16 protein-coding genes and 1 pseudogene are annotated in these 16,753 nt (G+C 68.4%); 9 read left to right on the top strand and 8 right to left on the bottom strand.

Annotated features, from left to right (window positions below):
* Positions 1-327, bottom strand: a pseudogene (locus ACH438_RS40820) (hypothetical protein); the annotation flags it as partial.
* Between the two features lie 190 nt (positions 328-517).
* Here ACH438_RS40820 and ACH438_RS40815 point away from each other — a divergent pair.
* Both ACH438_RS40815 and ACH438_RS40810 read left to right on the top strand, forming a co-directional pair.
* On the top strand, positions 518-2,023 hold the full coding sequence (locus tag ACH438_RS40815) for a leucyl aminopeptidase (protein WP_397015579.1): 1,506 nt from the start codon (positions 518-520) through the stop codon (positions 2,021-2,023).
* A gap of 136 nt (positions 2,024-2,159) precedes the next feature.
* Positions 2,160-2,675 carry a thioredoxin family protein gene (locus tag ACH438_RS40810; RefSeq protein WP_397015577.1) on the top strand — a complete coding sequence of 172 codons (516 nt, stop codon included), beginning with the start codon at positions 2,160-2,162 and terminating at the stop codon, positions 2,673-2,675.
* 37 nt (positions 2,676-2,712) lie between these two features.
* Here ACH438_RS40810 and ACH438_RS40805 read toward each other — a convergent pair whose 3' ends face one another.
* Entirely contained in the window at positions 2,713-3,069 is a 357-nt protein-coding gene (locus tag ACH438_RS40805; protein ID WP_397015575.1) for an oxidoreductase, read from the bottom strand.
* A gap of 630 nt (positions 3,070-3,699) precedes the next feature.
* Here ACH438_RS40805 and sucB point away from each other — a divergent pair.
* The 6 genes from sucB to ACH438_RS40775 all read left to right on the top strand — a co-directional run bounded on the left by sucB (position 3,700) and on the right by ACH438_RS40775 (position 11,740).
* Positions 3,700-5,451 carry a 2-oxoglutarate dehydrogenase, E2 component, dihydrolipoamide succinyltransferase gene (gene sucB / locus ACH438_RS40800; protein WP_397015573.1) on the top strand — a complete coding sequence of 584 codons (1,752 nt, stop codon included), beginning with the start codon at positions 3,700-3,702 and terminating at the stop codon, positions 5,449-5,451.
* Between the two features lie 6 nt (positions 5,452-5,457).
* A complete protein-coding gene (locus ACH438_RS40795; RefSeq protein ID WP_397015571.1) occupies positions 5,458-6,351 on the top strand; it encodes a TIGR01777 family oxidoreductase in 894 nt (297 codons plus the stop codon).
* 180 nt (positions 6,352-6,531) lie between these two features.
* Entirely contained in the window at positions 6,532-7,047 is a 516-nt protein-coding gene (locus tag ACH438_RS40790; protein WP_397015609.1) for a GNAT family N-acetyltransferase, read from the top strand.
* The gene (lipB, locus tag ACH438_RS40785; RefSeq protein WP_397015607.1) at positions 7,037-7,846 is read left to right on the top strand and encodes a lipoyl(octanoyl) transferase LipB; all 810 of its coding nucleotides are present in this window, start codon (positions 7,037-7,039) and stop codon (positions 7,844-7,846) included. Before ACH438_RS40790 ends, lipB begins: the two co-directional genes overlap by 11 nt.
* Before the next feature lie 117 nt (positions 7,847-7,963).
* The gene (gene lipA / locus ACH438_RS40780; RefSeq protein WP_397015605.1) at positions 7,964-8,947 is read left to right on the top strand and encodes a lipoyl synthase; all 984 of its coding nucleotides are present in this window, start codon (positions 7,964-7,966) and stop codon (positions 8,945-8,947) included.
* A gap of 588 nt (positions 8,948-9,535) precedes the next feature.
* A complete protein-coding gene (locus tag ACH438_RS40775; protein ID WP_397015569.1) occupies positions 9,536-11,740 on the top strand; it encodes an elongation factor G-like protein EF-G2 in 2,205 nt (734 codons plus the stop codon).
* Positions 11,741-11,747: 7 nt separating this feature from the next.
* Here the strand turns inward: ACH438_RS40775 and ACH438_RS40770 are convergent, their stop codons facing one another.
* On the bottom strand, positions 11,748-11,996 hold the full coding sequence (locus ACH438_RS40770) for an excalibur calcium-binding domain-containing protein (RefSeq protein ID WP_397015567.1): 249 nt from the start codon (positions 11,994-11,996) through the stop codon (positions 11,748-11,750).
* 272 nt (positions 11,997-12,268) lie between these two features.
* Here ACH438_RS40770 and ACH438_RS40765 point away from each other — a divergent pair, with 272 nt between their 5' ends.
* Complete coding sequence (locus ACH438_RS40765) at positions 12,269-13,012, top strand: DUF4191 domain-containing protein (RefSeq protein WP_397015565.1); 744 nt, start codon at positions 12,269-12,271, stop codon at positions 13,010-13,012.
* A 90-nt stretch (positions 13,013-13,102) separates the two neighbouring features.
* On the opposite strand, the gene ACH438_RS40760 is transcribed toward ACH438_RS40765, so the two are convergent.
* From ACH438_RS40760 to ACH438_RS40740, 5 genes are all read right to left on the bottom strand, one after another.
* Complete coding sequence (locus tag ACH438_RS40760; protein ID WP_397015563.1) at positions 13,103-13,486, bottom strand: VOC family protein; 384 nt, start codon at positions 13,484-13,486, stop codon at positions 13,103-13,105.
* Between the two features lies 1 nt (position 13,487).
* On the bottom strand, positions 13,488-13,790 hold the full coding sequence (locus tag ACH438_RS40755) for a DUF6510 family protein (RefSeq protein WP_397015561.1): 303 nt from the start codon (positions 13,788-13,790) through the stop codon (positions 13,488-13,490).
* Between the two features lie 3 nt (positions 13,791-13,793).
* Positions 13,794-14,702 carry an FAD-binding oxidoreductase gene (locus tag ACH438_RS40750; protein WP_397015559.1) on the bottom strand — a complete coding sequence of 303 codons (909 nt, stop codon included), beginning with the start codon at positions 14,700-14,702 and terminating at the stop codon, positions 13,794-13,796.
* A 229-nt stretch (positions 14,703-14,931) separates the two neighbouring features.
* Positions 14,932-15,528: a molybdopterin-dependent oxidoreductase gene (locus ACH438_RS40745; RefSeq protein WP_397015557.1), complete on the bottom strand. Its 597-nt coding sequence runs from the start codon at positions 15,526-15,528 to the stop codon at positions 14,932-14,934.
* A 101-nt stretch (positions 15,529-15,629) separates the two neighbouring features.
* Positions 15,630-16,517, bottom strand: a complete 888-nt coding sequence (locus tag ACH438_RS40740; RefSeq protein ID WP_397015555.1) for an alpha/beta hydrolase — start codon at positions 16,515-16,517, stop codon at positions 15,630-15,632.
* Positions 16,518-16,753: the final 236 nt, after the last annotated feature.

Here is a 16,753-nt window from a genome sequence, read left to right as displayed (position 1 = left end):
CGTCAGGGCCCATTGGGCGGTGAGACCGTCATGGGAACAATCGTCGCCGACATTGTGGGCGGGCTGCCCGGTGACCGGGGGCTGGCCCGGGGTCGTAGACGGGGATGGGAGTTGAGCGGCGGGGTTCGCGGTGGTCGTGGTGGACGGCGCCGCCGTCGTCGAGGTGGTCGAATCGTCGGATTCGCTCTCGTACGAGTGATTCACCAGCAAGCCGATGGCGTAGATCACGGCGAGCGCCGCGACGATCCCCACGGCAATGGCCACTTTGCGCGCCGCACTGCCGCCTTTGTTGCCGGAACCGCCCGTTGCGCCGTCCGGAGATGCCATGCCGATGCCCTCTCGTTCCAACTCGACCGCTGATCCGAAAGCCTTCCGCTGGGGCACAGTACTCAGATTCCCGAGCGTCGCCGGCAAAACATGCCGAACCGTCGGCACACTCCGCGCAAACCCCACCAAACCGGCGACTGGCCACCACCACGACCGGCACGGCATACCGGGCACTACTAGCCTTTAGCGCATGACAGCTGTTGCAGATCGTTCGCTCGGGCCGGAACTCGTACGCACCGAGAGCATCGGCGAGGCCGATGTGCTCGTCATCGGACTCACCTCCTCCGAAGACGGGCCCGCGATCGCCCCGGCCGACGCCTTCGACGACATCCTCGACACCGACACCCGGGACGCGCTGCTCACCGCACTGCGCGCGGTCGGCGCCAAGGGCAAGAGCGAGGAGATCACCCGCGTGCCCGCACCCGCCGGACTCGGCGTGGACAGCGTGCTCGCGGTCGGGCTCGGGGCGGCCGACAAGATGGACGCCGAACAGGTCCGCAAATCCGCGGGCGCGGCCGGACGGGCGCTCACCGGCGTCACCACCGCGGTGACCACCCTCTCCGGACTCGACCTGGCCGCCGCCGCCGAAGGGTTCTACCTGGGCGCCTACCAGTTCTCCGCATTCAAATCCGGGAAGAGCGCGCCCAAGCCGGGCGACCAGCCCGTGGCGCGCGTCGAATTCCTGGTGCCCGACCAGGGATTCGGCGATGACGAACTGTTCCACGCCCAGGCCGTGGCCGAAGCCGTCGCCACCGCACGAGATTTCGTCAACACCCCGCCCAGTCACCTGTACCCCGCCGAATTCGCCGACCGCGCAGCCGAATTGGCCGCGGCCGCCGGACTCCAGGTCGAGATCCTCGACGAGAAGCAGCTGGAAGTTCAGGGTTACGGCGGCATCCTCGGCGTCGGCAAGGGGTCCTCGCGGCCGCCGCGGCTCATCCGCATCACCTACGCCGGCGGCGACCCCAAGGTCGCGCTGATCGGCAAGGGCATCACCTTCGATACCGGCGGCATCTCGATCAAGCCGGCACAGGGCATGGAGAACATGACCTCCGATATGGGCGGTGCGGCGGCGGTCATCGCCACCACGCTGCTCGCGGCCCGGCTGAGCCTTCCGCTCACCGTGACCGCGACCGTGCCCATGGCCGAGAACATGCCGTCCGCAACCGCGCAGCGACCGGGTGACGTACTCACCCAGTACGGCGGGACCACCGTCGAGGTCATCAATACCGACGCCGAGGGACGGCTCATCCTGGCCGACGCCATCGTGCGCGCGGGCGAGGACGAACCCGACTACATCATCGACGTCGCCACCCTCACCGGCGCGCAGATGGTCGCGCTCGGCACCCGCACCCCGGGCGTCATGGGCACCGACGAATTCCGCGACCGGGTCGCGCGCATCTCGCAGGGCGTCGGCGAAAACGCCTGGCCCATGCCGCTGCCCGCGGAACTGCGCGCCGACATCAACTCCAAGATCGCCGACCTCGCGAACGTCGCACCGCACCGGTGGGGCGGGATGCTGTCGGCCGGGCTGTTCCTCAAGGAGTTCGTGCCGGAGGGCGTGCAGTGGGCGCACCTCGACGTGGCCGGGCCCGCCTACAACACCGGCGGGGCGTTCGGGTACATCGGCAAGGGCGGCACCGGGGTGCCGGTGCGCACGCTCATCGCCACCCTCCAGGACATCGCCGCGGAATAGCGGAAGTCGTGCCGGGGCCGCTCGGCCCCGGCACGGAACGGCCGGGCAGGCAATCCATTCCGGGCATGCCATAATCCCGGACGGATGTCAGCGATCGGCGGTTCGCACGTTCGAACCGTTCTCGGGAGGGGCCCGGATGGCCATACAGGCATTGAGCCAGCAGAACTTCCAGCAGACGGTGGCGAGCAATCACATTGTGCTGGTGGACTTCTGGGCCGAATGGTGCGGCTGGTGCACACGCTTCGCGCCCGTGTACCGCGCTTCGGCCGAGACACACCCGCAGATCGTGCACGGCACGGTCGACGGCGACACCGAACGCGAACTCGTCGCCGCGGTACAACTCACCGGCTACCCCACGATCATGGCGTTCCGCGAGGGACTACCGGTGTACTCGCACGCGGGCTTCCTCACTTCCGCGCAGCTCGAAGACGTGGTGCAGCAAGTCCTCTGGATGGACATGGACGAGTTCCGCCACCAAGCCGCCGAAGGACTGCGGCAGCACGCCGCCGAAAACCGGCCACCAGCCGAGGAACAGCCGCCCGCCGCCGAGGAATACGCGGCCGCTGCCCCGGCCTCCACGCAGCAGGCACACCGCGCGGGACTCGCCGCCGGGCGGCCGCAGTACGGCTGGCCCGGACTCCGCACCCGCTGAACGACCGGAGCTGCCGGGCCCACCGCAGCCGAGGCGACTAGTAGCCGTCGTGGCGGCGTAGCTCCTGCTCGTAGGCGTGACGCTCGGTGATGCGGCGGCGAGCGTCGTAGTCGCGCATGCGCTGGGGGTAGCCGACTCGGCGGGCGTCGTAGACGGGGATGCCGAGAGCGGCCGAAAGGCGTTGGGCGCCACGCTCACCCACCGTGCGGCGGGTCCATTCGCCGTCGTGGGCCACCAGGACGACCGTGACGTCGGTGACCGTGGTGCGCGGTTCCACGAAGGCTTCCACGCCGTAGTGGTTGCGGGTCCACCACTGCAGGTATGCCATGACCTCGGGATCGGCGTCCCGCCGGGAAGCCGCGCCGCCGCGCCCGAAAACATCCATCAAGCCCATCGGGCAGCCTCCTCTCGGAAACCGGAATGCACCGGCCAGTACCTCGATATTGCCAGTCCACGAGTCCCTGCGCCCGTCCGGAGCGAACTCCTAAGCCACCCCACAGGTATGCCTCAGCCCCAGCTCAGACGTGGTGTGGGGCACGACACTCGGCGACGGGGCCACACGGTTCGCTGAGAGCCGAATCCTTACGGGCGACACCAACTCGGCGGCGGCCTGTTGCCGAGTGGCCAGCTGCGGCAACGAGTTCGGACCCTGGCTCACCCGCATCGGTCCAGGGGCTGATGCCGGAACGTTTGCCGAGGCCCTCCGACACACCGGAGTTGGACGCCGTGTCGCCCGATTTCATGATCGCAACGGATGTCTCCCATGGAAGGGCCCGGCTATCACCGCTGTTCGCGCACCCCGGACTCTGGTCACCGTCCGGTTTGCGACACTGCAGGGTCCGCTGAACAGCCGCCCTGTGACACGTTGCACGCGGCGGAGTGCAAGGATGGGGAACCGGAACAAGAACCAACACGATCTCCGCGCCACCGATGAGCGGTGGCTCGGGCCGAGGCCGCGACCAGCGGCAGACGCCCGTGGAGACGAGCTGTTTAACCCGACGAGCAGTCAGAGGAGTCAACGGACATGGCCTTCTCCGTCCAGATGCCGGCTCTTGGTGAGAGCGTCACCGAGGGCACTGTGACCAGGTGGCTGAAGCAGGAAGGAGACACGGTCGAGGTCGACGAGCCGCTGCTCGAGGTCTCCACCGACAAGGTCGACACCGAGATCCCGTCGCCCGCCAAGGGCGTGCTGGTCAAGATCGTCGCCCAGGAGGACGACGTCATCGAGGTCGGTGGCGAACTCGGCGTGATCGGCGATGCGAGCGAGGCTTCCGCCCCCGCACCCGCCGCGGCCCCGGCCCCCGCCGCACCTGCCGCCGCCCCCGCACCCGCCCCGGCCCCGCAGCCGGTTGCCGCCGCTCCGGCTCCGGCGCCCGCCGCCGCGCCCGCACCGGCCGCTGCCGCCTCCGGCACCCCGGTCAAGATGCCGGAACTCGGCGAATCCGTCACCGAAGGCACCGTGACCCGCTGGCTCAAGCAGGTCGGCGACACCGTCGCCGTCGACGAGCCGCTGCTCGAGGTCTCCACCGACAAGGTCGACACCGAGATCCCGTCGCCGGTCGCCGGCACCCTGCTGGAGATCAGCGCGCAGGAAGACGACGTGATCGCCGTCGGCGGTCAGCTCGGCGTGATCGGCAGTGGCAGCCCGGCTGCCGCGGCTCCGGCCGCACCGGCCCCCGCGCCCGCCCCGGCGGCACCTGCTCCGGCTCCGGCCCCCGCGCCGGCTGCAGCCGCACCGGCTCCCGCGCCCGTCCCGGCCGCGCCTGCTCCGGCTCCGAAGCCCGCGCCGGTTCCCGCCGCGGCCACCCCGGCCGAGGATCCCTCCACCAACGGTGGCGGCCCCTACGTGACCCCGCTGGTGCGAAAGCTGGCCGCGGAGAACAACGTCGACCTCGCGAGCCTCACCGGTTCCGGTGTCGGCGGCCGCATCCGCAAGCAGGATGTGCTCGCCGCCGCGGAGGCCACCAAGGCTCCGGCCCCGGCCGCCGCTCCGGCTGCTGTCGCCGCCCCGGCCGCGCCCGCCGCTGCCGCCGCACCGCGGCAGAGCCTGTCGCACCTGCCCGGCACGGTCCAGAAGGCGACCCGCATCCGGCAGCTCACCGCGACCAAGACGGTCGAGTCGCTGCAGACCACCGCGCAGCTCACCCAGGTGCACGAGGTCGACATGACCAAGATCGCGGCCCTGCGCAACCGCGCCAAGGCCGCGTTCAAGCAGCGCGAAGGCGTGAACATCACGTTCCTGCCCTTCTACGCCAAGGCCGTCATCGAGGCCCTCGCGGTGCACCCGAACGTGAACGCGTCCTACAACTCGGACACCAAGGAGATCACCTACCACTCGGTGGTCAACCTGGGCATCGCGGTCGACACCGAGCAGGGTCTGCTCTCCCCGGTCATCCACAACGCCAACGACCTGTCGCTGGCCGGACTGGCCCGGGCCATCGCCGATATCGCCAACCGCGCCCGCACCGGCGGACTCAAGCCCGACGAGCTGGCCAACGGCACCTTCACCATCACGAACATCGGCTCCAACGGCGCCTTGTTCGATACGCCGATCCTGGTCCCGCCGCAGTCGGCGATGCTGGGCACCGGCGCGATCGTCAAGCGCCCCATGGTGATCAGCGATGACGGCAGCGAGTTCATCGGCATCCGGTCGATGGCCTACCTGCCGCTGACCTACGATCACCGCCTCATCGACGGCGCCGACGCCGGCCGCTTCGTCACCACGATCAAGCATCGGCTGGAAGAGGCGGCCTTCGAGGGCGACCTCGGGCTGTAATTCGCGATGAAGGTCGTGATCGCCGGCTCGTCCGGCCTGATCGGGACGGCGCTCGTCGCGGCACTGCGCCGCGACGGGCACGAAGTCACCCGCCTGGTGCGCCGTCCCGTCCACGCACGCGACGAATTCAGCTGGGACCCGACCCGCGAAAACCTGGACGAACGCGCACTGCGCGATGCCGACGCCGTGGTGAACCTCTGCGGCGCCGGCATCGGGCGGCGACGCTGGAACGGCAGCTACAAACAGGAACTGCGCGATTCCCGCATCGTCCCGACCGATGTACTGGCCGCGGCCGTCGCCGCCGCGGGCGTTCCCACACTGGTCAACGCGAGTGGCGTGCACTACTACGGTGGCGCCACCGGTGACCGCGTGGTCACCGAAACCTCTTCCGCCGGAACCGGATTCCTGTCGACCCTGTGCCAGGACTGGGAAGCCGCCACCCAGCAGGCCGCCGACGCCGGTGTACGCACCGTGCGACTGCGGTCCGCGGTGGTGCTGGCCCGGCACGGCGGCATGCTCGGAATGCTGTATCCCCTGTACTCGCTGGGTCTGGGCGGGCGGCTCGGCAACGGCCGCCAGTACGTCCCGTGGATATCCATCGACGACGAGGTGGGCGGCATCCTCTTCGCGCTCACCCACGAAAACGTCTCGGGCGCGGTCAATATGGTCGGCCCCGCCCCGGTCACGAACGCGGAGTTCACCCGCGCCGTCGGCCGGGTCCTGCACCGCCCCACTCCCCTGCCCGTGCCCGCCTTCGCGCTGCGCCTGGCCGTCGGCGAATTCGCCGACGAGGGAATCCTGCACGGCCCCAGGGCGATTCCCACCGTCCTCGAAGACGCGGGCTACACCTTCCAGCACCCCACCATCGGCGCGGCCCTGACCGCGACCCTCGGCCGCTGACCCCCTCGCCCGCTGGTCGATCGATCAGTGGGCACTCACCAAAGTGGCTTCTCGCGATTTACTCTGCTGAGTGCCCGTTGATCTTGAATTCCCCTTGTGTGGGCGCGACACGCGTCACATGGGGGTGCTCGTTACGGTGTGTCGGTGAGCAATGAACCGTCCGTTTTGGCGTCCACCGGGCTGCTGGTGCGGGATGCGCGGGAGAGCGATCTGCCGGAGATCCTGGTGATCCACAACAATGCCATCGCGGAGACCACCGCCATCTGGGATACCGAACTCGCCGACCTGGCCGAACGCCAGGCTTGGTTCGCCGCGCGCACCGCGGCCGGGTATCCCGTGCTCGTCGCGGAGATTGACGGGCGCGTGGCGGGGTATGCCAGTTATGGGCAGTTCCGGCCGAAGTCGGGCTACCGCTATTCCGTGGAGAACTCGGTGTACGTGGCCGATTCGTTCCAGCGGCGCGGAGTGGCCACTGCCCTGATGACGGAGTTGCTGGTGCGAGCGCGGAAGGGCGGGGTGCACGTCATGATCGCGGCCATCGAATCGAGTAACACCACGTCGATCGTTCTGCACGAAAAGTTCGGGTTCGCGATCACCGGGCAGATGCCCGAAGTCGGGCAGAAGTTCGGACGCTGGATGGATCTCACATTGATGCAATGTGTTTTCAATGAAGGGGTAACGTCGAATCGTGAGTGAGAGCAGTACGGCCACCGCACCGTTACCCAGCGCGGTTTCGGCCCGGTTCGACGGCACACCCCTCGTCGTCGAGAATCTGGGCCTCATCGAATACCAGCAAGCGTGGGATCTGCAGCGCAGCATCGCTTGTGAACGGGCCGAAGGCATCGGCCAGGACCGGCTGCTTCTGCTGGAACACCCCTTCGTGTACACCGCCGGGCGACGCACCGAAGCGCAGGACATGCCCATGGACGGCAGCCCGGTCATCGAGGTCGATCGCGGCGGCAAGATCACCTGGCACGGGCCGGGGCAACTCGTCGGCTATCCGATTGTGCGGCTTACCGAACCGGTCGACGTCGTCGATTACGTACGCCGGCTCGAAGAAGCCCTCATATATGTTTGCGCCGAACTCGGGCTCGGCACCGGGCGCGTGGACGGGCGCTCCGGCGTATGGCTGCCCAAGACCGATGAGCTGCCCGAACGCAAGGTCGCGGCCATCGGCGTGCGCGTGCAGCGCGGGGTGACCATGCACGGGATCGCGCTCAACTGCGACTCCGCGATGGACGGATTCCAGGCCATCGTGCCGTGTGGGATTCGCGACGCCGGCGTCACCACACTGAGCCGCGAACTGGGCCGCGACGTCACCGTGGACGAGGTGCGCCCGCTGGTCGCCACCGCCATCGCCCGCGCCCTCGACGGGGACCTCAAGGTCGCTCACCACCACATTTCCCGCTGCGCCAAGGTTGCCGCGGAATGCCCGGAACCGCTTCCGGTCGACGAGCCGAAGGCGGTCACCGCCGCCGCCGGCGAGAGCCGCTGAGTCACGCATGCCGGATGGGGCCAGTGAACTCGCGATGATCACGGGCGTAGGGTGGATCGAGTGACCTCCGTCGATACCCCGACACCCGATAACCCGGCCGCACCCAACGGCCGCAAGATGCTTCGCATCGAGGCTCGCAACGCCGAGACCCCGATCGAACGCAAACCCAAGTGGATTCGCACCCGCGCCACCATGGGCCCCGAGTACACGGAACTCAAGGGCCTGGTGAAACGCGAAGGGCTGCACACGGTTTGCGAAGAAGCCGGATGCCCCAACATCTTCGAGTGCTGGGAAGACCGCGAGGCCACCTTCCTCATCGGCGGTGAACAGTGCACCCGCCGCTGCGACTTCTGCCAGATCGACACCGGCAAACCCGCCGCACTGGACCGCGACGAACCGCGCCGCGTGGCCGAGAGCGTGCAGGCCATGGGCCTCCGCTACTCGACCGTCACCGGTGTGGCCCGCGACGACCTCGAGGACGGCGGCGCCTGGCTGTACGCCGAGACCGTGCGCGCCATCAAGGGACTCAACCCGCACACCGGCGTCGAACTGCTCATCCCCGACTTCAACGCGATCCCGGAGCAGCTCGCCGAGGTGTTCTCGTCCCGCCCCGAGGTGCTCGCGCACAACCTGGAGACGGTGCCGCGTATCTTCAAGCGCATCCGCCCCGCCTTCCGGTACGAGCGGTCCCTCGCGGTGATCACCGCCGCGCGCGACGCCGGGCTGGTCACCAAGTCCAACCTGATCCTCGGCATGGGCGAGACCTTCGAGGAAGTCACCCAGGCCATGCAGGACCTGCACGACGCCGGCACCGACATCCTCACCATCACCCAGTACCTGCGCCCCTCCCCCCGGCACCACCCGGTCGACCGCTGGGTCAAGCCGGAGGAATTCGTCGAGCACTCCAAGACCGCCGAGGCCATGGGCTTCGCTGGCGTCATGGCGGGCCCGCTGGTCCGCTCCTCCTACCGCGCCGGCCGCCTCTACGCCCAGGCCATGCGCCACCACGGCCGCGAAATCGCCCCGGAGATGGCACATCTCGCCGACGAAGGCTCGGCCGCCCAGGAAGCCACCTCGGTACTGGCCCGCTTCGGCTCCTAGCGCTACCTCGAAATACATATGGCTGCGGCCCGGACTCATCGTCCGGGCCGCAGCCATATTGCGACACGCAACCTGCCGCCACGCCGCTCATAGCGGGAGACTACCTGCGTTCCAAGCGTTTCCATCCACGCATCGACATAGTGTGACCCCACTTCCTTCCGAGGGGCGGTGGCTTGATTCACGGATCAAGCTGGTCCGAGCCGCGCCCAGGAAGGAGGTGGGTGGGATGGCGAAACATCGCCGAGAAGCGAAACATCGTCAAAGTGGTTCCCCGGTCAACTGGGCTGGCATTGCCATAGGCACAGCTGCAGTTGCCGGGGTGATCACCATCTTGGTCCGACGGTTGTTGGGCTGAGATGAATCCCATTCAGGTGGGGCGTCGTCGGAAGCGGCGCTCCATCTTCCCCGTCATCACTTTCGTGACGAGTTCGAATGTACACCCTGCTGATCAGCTCGTCGGCGTGTTTGCTCAGGTGAACGGCGGGTATCGGCGTGCCATACAAATCGGATCGGGCGATTCGTGGACGCGGACGCGGGACTGGTGGGAAGCTCGGGATATCCGCGAAATTCGACCCCGGAGCGAGCCTTATGGTCGAGCGAACAATGGCGTCCGTGGGCGTCAACGGCAGGGTAGTCACGGCCGAAAGGCCCGATGACATACGCAATGTGGCATTGGTGGGGCACACCGGGTCGGGCAAGACCACGCTGGTGGAAGCCCTGGCGGTGGCCACCGGCGCGGTACCGAGAGCCGGGCGGGTGGAGGACGGCACCTGCGTCTCGGATTACGACGACATAGAGCAGCGACAACATCGCTCGGTGCAATTGTCGGTGGTGCCGATGGGCTGGGACCGAATCAAGGTCAACCTACTCGACACCCCCGGCTATGCGGATTTCGTCGGGGAACTCAGGGCCGGTCTGCGAGCAGCGGATGCGGCCCTTTTCGTGCTCTCCGCCGCCGCCGGAATCGAAGGCGTCAGCGGCGCCACCCTGGCCCTCTGGGAGGAATGCGCGAGCGTCGGCATGCCCCGCGCCATTGTGCTCACCCATTTGGATACCGCGCGCGCCGATTTCGACGACATGACCGAGACCTGCCGCGAGATACTCGGCGGCGGACGCTCGGAAAGCATGCTGCCACTGCACCTTCCCGTGTACGGGCCGAAGAGCGCCGACGGACATCGGCCGGTCATCGGGCTCATCGATCTGCTCACCCAGCACGTCTACGACTATGCGACCGGCGAACGCCTCGAGACACCCGCCTCCGACGAGCAGCGGGAACTCATGGAGGAGGCCAGGAATCGGCTCATCGAGGGCATCATCGCCGAGAGCGAGGACGAAACCCTCATGGACCGCTACATCGGCGGCGAGGAGATCGATCTCACCACGCTGGTGGCGGATCTCGAAAAGGCCGTGGCGCGAGGCAGTTTCCACCCCGTGCTGATCGCCGCACCACCACCTGAAGGCGCGCGGCAGGGGCTGGGGACGGTGGAGATCCTGGATCTCATCTCGCGCGGCTTCCCCACGCCCGCGGAGCACGCGGTGTCGGCGACCGGTGCGGGCGGCAAGGCCGGGCCACTGCCGTGCGATCCGGGCGCGCCGTTCGCGGCCGAGGTGATCCGCACCGCCTCCGACCCGTATGTGGGGCGGATGTCGCTGGTGCGGGTGTTCTCGGGCACGCTGCACGCCGATGACACCGTGCACGTGTGCGGGCACGGCGTGAGCGGTGGGACGGACACCGCCAATCACGACGCGGACGAACGGGTGGGCGGCGTGTCCGCGCCGTTCGGCAAGCAGCAGCGACCACTCGCGCAGGCCATTGCCGGCGATATCGTGTGCGTCACCAAGCTCTCGCGGGCCGAGACCGGAGACACCTTGTCCGCCAAGGACTGTCCGCTGCTGATCGAACCGTGGTCGATGCCGGATCCGCTGCTGCCGGTGGCGATCGAAGCGCACAGCAAGGCCGATGAGGACAAGCTCTCGCAGGGTTTGTCACGCCTGGTGGCCGAGGACCCGACCGTGCGGCTGGAACAGAACCCCGACACGCATCAGCTGGTGCTGTGGTGTCTCGGCGAGGCGCACCGGGACGTGGCGCTGGAGCGCCTGCGATCCCGCTTCGGGGTGCAGGTCGACGTGATCGATCACAAGGTGGCCCTGCGGGAAACCTTCGCGGGCACGGCTTCCGGGCGCGGCCGGCACGTCAAGCAGTCGGGCGGGCACGGCCAGTACGCGATCTGCGAGATCGAGGTGGCGCCGCTACCCGGGGGTTCCGGTATCGAGTTCGTGGACAAGGTGGTGGGCGGAGTCGTTCCGCGCCAGTTCATTCCGTCGGTCGAGAAGGGCGTGCGGGCGCAGGCGGGTCGCGGCGTGGTCGCCGGTTATCCGCTGGTGGATGTCCGGGTCACGCTCTACGACGGGAAGGCGCATTCGGTCGACTCGTCCGACGCCGCCTTCCAGATGGCGGGCAGCCTGGCCCTGCGTGAGGCGGCGGCGATCGCGCGCCTCAATCTGCTGGAGCCGATCGCCGAAGTCCGAGTAGTGGTTTCCGACGACTACGTAGGACCGGTACTCGGCGATCTCTCCGGTCGCCGCGGGCGCGTGCTCGGCACGGAACCGGCGAGCCAGGGCCGCACCGCGATCCGCGCCGAGGTCCCCGAACTGGAGCTCAGCCGCTATGCCGTGGACCTGCGTTCACTGGCCCACGGCGCGGCCACCTTCACCCGTGCCTATACCCGGCACGAGGCGATGCCGGCCCAGCTGGCGGAGAGTATGCGGGCGAAGATGAAGAACCCCAACTGATTCCGGGCTACTCGCAGGCGATGCCGTCGCCATCGCGGTCGAGGGCCGGGCGGTAACCGGGCTGGCCCTGCAGGATGGGGGCGGCGCCGGCGGCGCGGGCCGCGGCGCAGTTCTTGTAGTAGACGTCGTCGGCCTTGGCCGACTGGGCGCCGAGGATGAGGGCGGTCACCAGGATGGCCACGATGCCGGTCCAGGTCAGGAACTTCCGCACTGTCGTTGTCTCGCTTTCGATCTCGAATCGACGGGTTCGGGTCACGAAATCCCCCCTGCCCGTTTTGTCCGATTAATAAGATCAGATTCGAGCACCCTCCGACAAGACGCGCAGCCCACCCCCGCATGAGAGGCGGGTGGCCGATGACCGAATCGGCGCACCCGCCGCCGCACATTCTTCCCACCCCGCCCGCGCACCGACCGGCACGCCCGCAACCCATCCCGCTCAGTGAGACCGGCGCCACACCACCCGAGCCGATTCCGCCACGTATGGTCCCGTCGCGAACCTCGTGGTACAAGGCCACTATTCTGGACGCCATGGCAGCAGGTAAGGGCGGTAACCCGTCGAAGGAAGCGAAGGCCGCGGCTAAGGCGGCGCGCAAACAGGCGTCGAAGGAGCGTCGCCAGCAGCTCTGGCAGGCGTTCCAGATGCAGCGCAAGGAAGACAAGAAGCTGCTGCCGCTGATGATCGGCGCGCTCGTCGGTGTCACCGTGGTGTTCCTGGTGATCGGATTCATCATCGGCAAGCCGTGGTTCCTGCTGCCGATCGGCATCCTGCTGGGTGCGCTGGCCGCATTCATCCTGTTCGGCCGGCGCGTACAGAAGAACGTGTACGCCAAGGCCGAGGGACAAGCGGGCGCGGCGGCCTGGGTGCTCGACAACCTCCAGGGCAAATGGCGCGTCACCAACGGTGTCGCCGCCACCACCCAACTGGACGCCGTCCACCGCGTGGTCGGACTGCCCGGCGTGGTGCTGGTCGCCGAAGGCTCCCCGTCGCGCGTGAAGTCGCTGCTGGCGCAGGAGAAGAAGAAGGTCGCCCGCCTCGTCGGCGACACCCCCATCTACGACATCATCATCGGCAACGAGAAGGACCAGGTCCCGCTGAAGGAACTACAGCGCTACCTGACCAAGCTCCCCCGCAATATCGACACCAAGCGCATGGATCTCATCGAGGGCCGGCTCTCCGCCCTCGCCACCCGCGGCGGGCCCGCCCTGCCGAAGGGCCCGCTCCCGGCGGGCGCCAAGATGCGCGGCGTGCAGCGCACCATCCGCCGCCGCTGAGGCGAAGACCGAATCGAACAGCGCGAGGCCCGCGTCCAATGGACGCGGGCCTCGCCCATTCGATGCCGACGGCCGCGTTCGAAACAGCGGTCAGCGGCCGAGTTCGGGGCGGGCGGTGTAGTCGGTCAGGCCGATGACATTGCCCCAGGGGTCGGCGAATTCGACGGTCCAGCCGGTGGCGACCTGGAACGGCGGGGCCGGCGGGGTCACGCCGGCAGCGGCGAGTTCCGCGGCGGCGGCGCGCGCGTCGGGCACTTCGAGCCAGACCCGCATCGCCGGTGCGGGGCCCGCGCCCGCGGACGGGTCGACGCGCACCATGAGGCCGGGCGTCTCGTCGCCGACGCGGAATACGGCGAGGCCGTGTTCCGGCACCGTGAACTGGACGGCGAGACCCAGCTTCGCCGAATAGAACTCCAGCGCGGCGTCCAGATCGCCGACCGGGATCAGCACATTGTCGATACCGAGGGCTTTCATCTCACTCCTCCGCGGCGGGCAGGCAGATCGACGCGCCCGCGCCCAGATCCAGCCAGCGACCGTTCGGCGTATCGGTCAGGCGCATCACGACGGCCGCGCAATGCGCGCACCGTACCACCGTGCCCGGACCGTGCACATACACCAGCGCCCGCGCCACCGGCTCCACCACTCCGCATGCCCCGCAACGACATCCGCACCCGGTCAGATCCGCGACGAAGATCTCCGACAACAACCCTGCCAGCGAATTCCCGTCGAGGTACTGCTCCTCGCCGGTCCCGCTCGCATACGTGTAGTGATTCGCCATGACTCACTTCCCCGTAGGTCCGAAGCGTTCGGTCCTGATCAACCCCGGGTCATACCCGAGCGAAACCAATGTGCCCGCAACGAATTCGACGAACCCGGTAGGCCCGCACACATAACAGGTCACATCGGGCGACGGCGGAATCCCATACCGCACAATCTCCTCGGCAGTCAGCCTGCCCGCCGGTCGCTCCGACCCCGGCGGCGCCACGCGCGTGAACGCACAGAACACGTCGACGTCGCCCGACCCGGGGGATCGATGCGATTCCTCCTGCAAGGCAATGGATCCGCGACCCGACATAGCGGCGCCGCCCAAACCATCGAGCCTGCCCGTCTCACCCCGGCCGGCCGAATCGTCCACGCCCGGCCGCCTTGCCGATTGGGCCGCGCGGTCCCCTGACCCGGGGGCGCGCTCGCGTCGCCCAGGCGGTTCCCGGAGGACAGCGGTCAATTCGGTGCGGTAGTAGAGGTCCGCAGAATCGCGAAGGGAGTAGATGAGGCGGAAAGGGTTGGTATCGGCCGAGTTCCGGTGTGCGCGCAACATGGCGGCCAAAGGGACGATGCCGGAGCCGCCGGCGATCAGCAGGGCCGCTCCCCCGCGGTCGGGATTCCAGACGAACCAGCCGCCGACCGGGCCGCGGATTTCGATCTGCGCGCCGACCGGGAGGTCGTCGACCAGGTAGCCGGAAACCTCTCCATCGGGCACGCGTTGCACGGTCAGCACAACGGTCTCGCCGTCCGCGGGTGCGGCGAGCGAGTAACTGCGCACCGCTTGATAGCCGTCAGGGGCGGTCAGGCGCACATCCACGTGCTGCCCGGGCAGGTGGCCGGGCCAACCGGGGACGTGCAGCGTGAGCGTGCGAGCGGACGGGGTCTCGAGGTGCGCCGCGGTGAGCTCGGCCGACTGCCAGCGCATCAATCCTCCTGCGGGGCCGTCGGTGCCCCGGCCGCGAGCAGGAACGATCGCACGGGGACCGACGCCGACTTCGCCGGATTCATCAGCGACCCTGCCGTTCGCACCCGCGACCTCACCGGGCGCAGTCGCGACCTCGCCGTTCGCACCCGCGACTTCGCAGGGCGCAGTCGTGGACTCGCCGTGCGCACAACCGATCTCGCCGGGTTCGGCCTCGACCTCGCCGGGCGCATCAGTCGCCTTGGTAGCGCTGTTCGCGCCAGGGGTCGCCGTAGTCGTGGTAGCCGGCGGATTCCCAGAAGCCGGGTTCATCCTGGTCGAGGAGGCGGATCGACTTGATCCACTTGGCGGATTTCCAGAAGTAGAGGTGGGGAACGAGGAGGCGGGCGGGGCCTCCGTGTTCCGGGTGGAGGTCTTCGCCGTGGTAGCTGTGGACTATCCAGGATTGGCCGTCGGTGAGGTCGGCCAAGGGGAGGTTGGTGGTGTAGCCGCCGTAGCTGGTGACGAGGGCGTATTCGGCTTGGGTTTCGACGGATTCGAGGAGGGTGTCGAGGGAGACGCCCATCCAGTCGGTGTCGAGTTTGGTCCAGCGGGTGACGCAGTGGATGTCGACGTGCGGGCGTTCCTGGGCCAAGGACATGAATTGCGGCCAGCTCCAGGTGTAATGGCGGCCGGTTTCATTGGTGATGGCGAACTGCCAGCGATTCAGGTCGACCTTCGGGGTCGGTCCCGCCGACAGCACCGGGAAGTCCTCGACCAGATATTGACCCGGCGGCAGCCGATCGCTCTGTGGCCGTGGGCGTCCGTGAAATCCGGGCGAAAACACCATGGCGATCTCTCCCTCCGGCGAGACAGCGGCCGTGACCTGCACGTCAGACTACGCCGTGGCGCTGGCCGGAATCCGTCAATTCCGGCATCCCGCGCGCCGATTCAGGTGAGGTGGCGGTTCAGGAAGCGCACGACGTCGGGGGTGACGGTGCGCCAGTATTCGTCGGTGTGCGCGCCGGGGGTGACGAGGCCGATCTCGGGGCGGGCGGTGGTGATGTATTTGCGGCAGCCGTCGATGAAGCGGTCGCGGTCACCCACCCACAGGCCGACGGGCGCCGGACCCTGTTTGTCGATATTGCGCAGCGGGTCGAGGTTGGTCCACTGTGCCTCGTTGATGAAGGCCTTGCGTTTGCTCATTTCGGCCCAGGTGGTGATGAGGCCGGGTGACATGATCGCGGTCGCGGTGACGGGCCGGGCGCGTTCGCTGCGCAGTCGCGAGTAGACGAGTGCGCCGAAGCCGCCCATGGAGGTGCCGGTGCAGGCGAAGGGCTGGCCGTCGAGTCCGCCGAGCTTGCGGGCGGTGAGCCAGGCGGGGACCTCGTCGAGCAGCATGGCCATGGGGTCGTCGCCGTTGGCTTGCCGATGCCAGTAGTTGTCACCGCCGTCGACGGCCAGGAATCCGAAGGGCCGGGCCAGGCGGGCGGAGACCGCGGCGCTGAGCACATTGGCGATGCCGCCGACGGCCGCGGTGTGCGCGTTGCCGTGCAGACCGTGCAGCAGCAGCGACATGGGCAGGCCCTCGGTGGGCACGCCGGCGGGCAGGATGGTGACCACGTCGACGTCGCGGCCGCGGGCGACCGACCGGATCTTCTCGGTGCGGACGATGGGTTCGAAGCCGACGGCGTGCAGGGTGCGGGTGGTGTCGCCGGGATCGGCGTTGACGGCGGCGCCGACGGTCGCTCCGGCTGCGGCCAGGCCCAGCAGGCCCGTGGTGGCGAACAGCGATCGCCGGCTGAACGTCCGCGCAGCAGACCGGTAGTTCAGAACCATGGATCCTCCATCAGCACAACGACAGCTATCCGACGTATCGCTGAGCTACCTGCCAACGTCACGTAGACGGCCGTCACCATACCGATCGAAAGCAACGTGCGGTGAATATTCGGCAACGGCTACTTACCACTCTGCCCAACAGCATCTCAGGTACGCAGGCGTAACGCACGGACCACGGCCGATGCGGTTGGTTCAAATCCGGCTGGGCCGAATATGCGAGGCTCCCCGAGCCCCGA

Source organism: Nocardia sp. NPDC020380, from assembly GCF_044386975.1.
Lineage (GTDB): Bacteria > Actinomycetota > Actinomycetes > Mycobacteriales > Mycobacteriaceae > Nocardia.
The sequence above is the reverse complement of the archived record's forward strand: the minus strand, read 5'-3'. Positions and strand labels throughout refer to the sequence as shown.

What these genes read in the sequence shown, in the direction of transcription:
- ACH438_RS40815 (WP_397015579.1), top strand. Translation starts at nt 518, where the DNA reads ATGACAGCTGTTGCAGATCGTTCGCTCGGGCCGGAACTCGTACGCACC.
- ACH438_RS40810 (WP_397015577.1), top strand. Translation starts at nt 2,160, where the DNA reads ATGGCCATACAGGCATTGAGCCAGCAGAACTTCCAGCAGACGGTGGCG.
- ACH438_RS40805 (WP_397015575.1), bottom strand. Translation starts at nt 3,069, where the DNA reads ATGGGCTTGATGGATGTTTTCGGGCGCGGCGGCGCGGCTTCCCGGCGG.
- sucB (WP_397015573.1), top strand. Translation starts at nt 3,700, where the DNA reads ATGGCCTTCTCCGTCCAGATGCCGGCTCTTGGTGAGAGCGTCACCGAG.
- ACH438_RS40795 (WP_397015571.1), top strand. Translation starts at nt 5,458, where the DNA reads ATGAAGGTCGTGATCGCCGGCTCGTCCGGCCTGATCGGGACGGCGCTC.
- lipA (WP_397015605.1), top strand. Translation starts at nt 7,964, where the DNA reads ATGCTTCGCATCGAGGCTCGCAACGCCGAGACCCCGATCGAACGCAAA.
- ACH438_RS40775 (WP_397015569.1), top strand. Translation starts at nt 9,536, where the DNA reads ATGGTCGAGCGAACAATGGCGTCCGTGGGCGTCAACGGCAGGGTAGTC.
- ACH438_RS40765 (WP_397015565.1), top strand. Translation starts at nt 12,269, where the DNA reads ATGGCAGCAGGTAAGGGCGGTAACCCGTCGAAGGAAGCGAAGGCCGCG.
- ACH438_RS40760 (WP_397015563.1), bottom strand. Translation starts at nt 13,486, where the DNA reads ATGAAAGCCCTCGGTATCGACAATGTGCTGATCCCGGTCGGCGATCTG.
- ACH438_RS40755 (WP_397015561.1), bottom strand. Translation starts at nt 13,790, where the DNA reads ATGGCGAATCACTACACGTATGCGAGCGGGACCGGCGAGGAGCAGTAC.
- ACH438_RS40750 (WP_397015559.1), bottom strand. Translation starts at nt 14,702, where the DNA reads ATGCGCTGGCAGTCGGCCGAGCTCACCGCGGCGCACCTCGAGACCCCG.
- ACH438_RS40745 (WP_397015557.1), bottom strand. Translation starts at nt 15,528, where the DNA reads ATGGTGTTTTCGCCCGGATTTCACGGACGCCCACGGCCACAGAGCGAT.
- ACH438_RS40740 (WP_397015555.1), bottom strand. Translation starts at nt 16,517, where the DNA reads ATGGTTCTGAACTACCGGTCTGCTGCGCGGACGTTCAGCCGGCGATCG.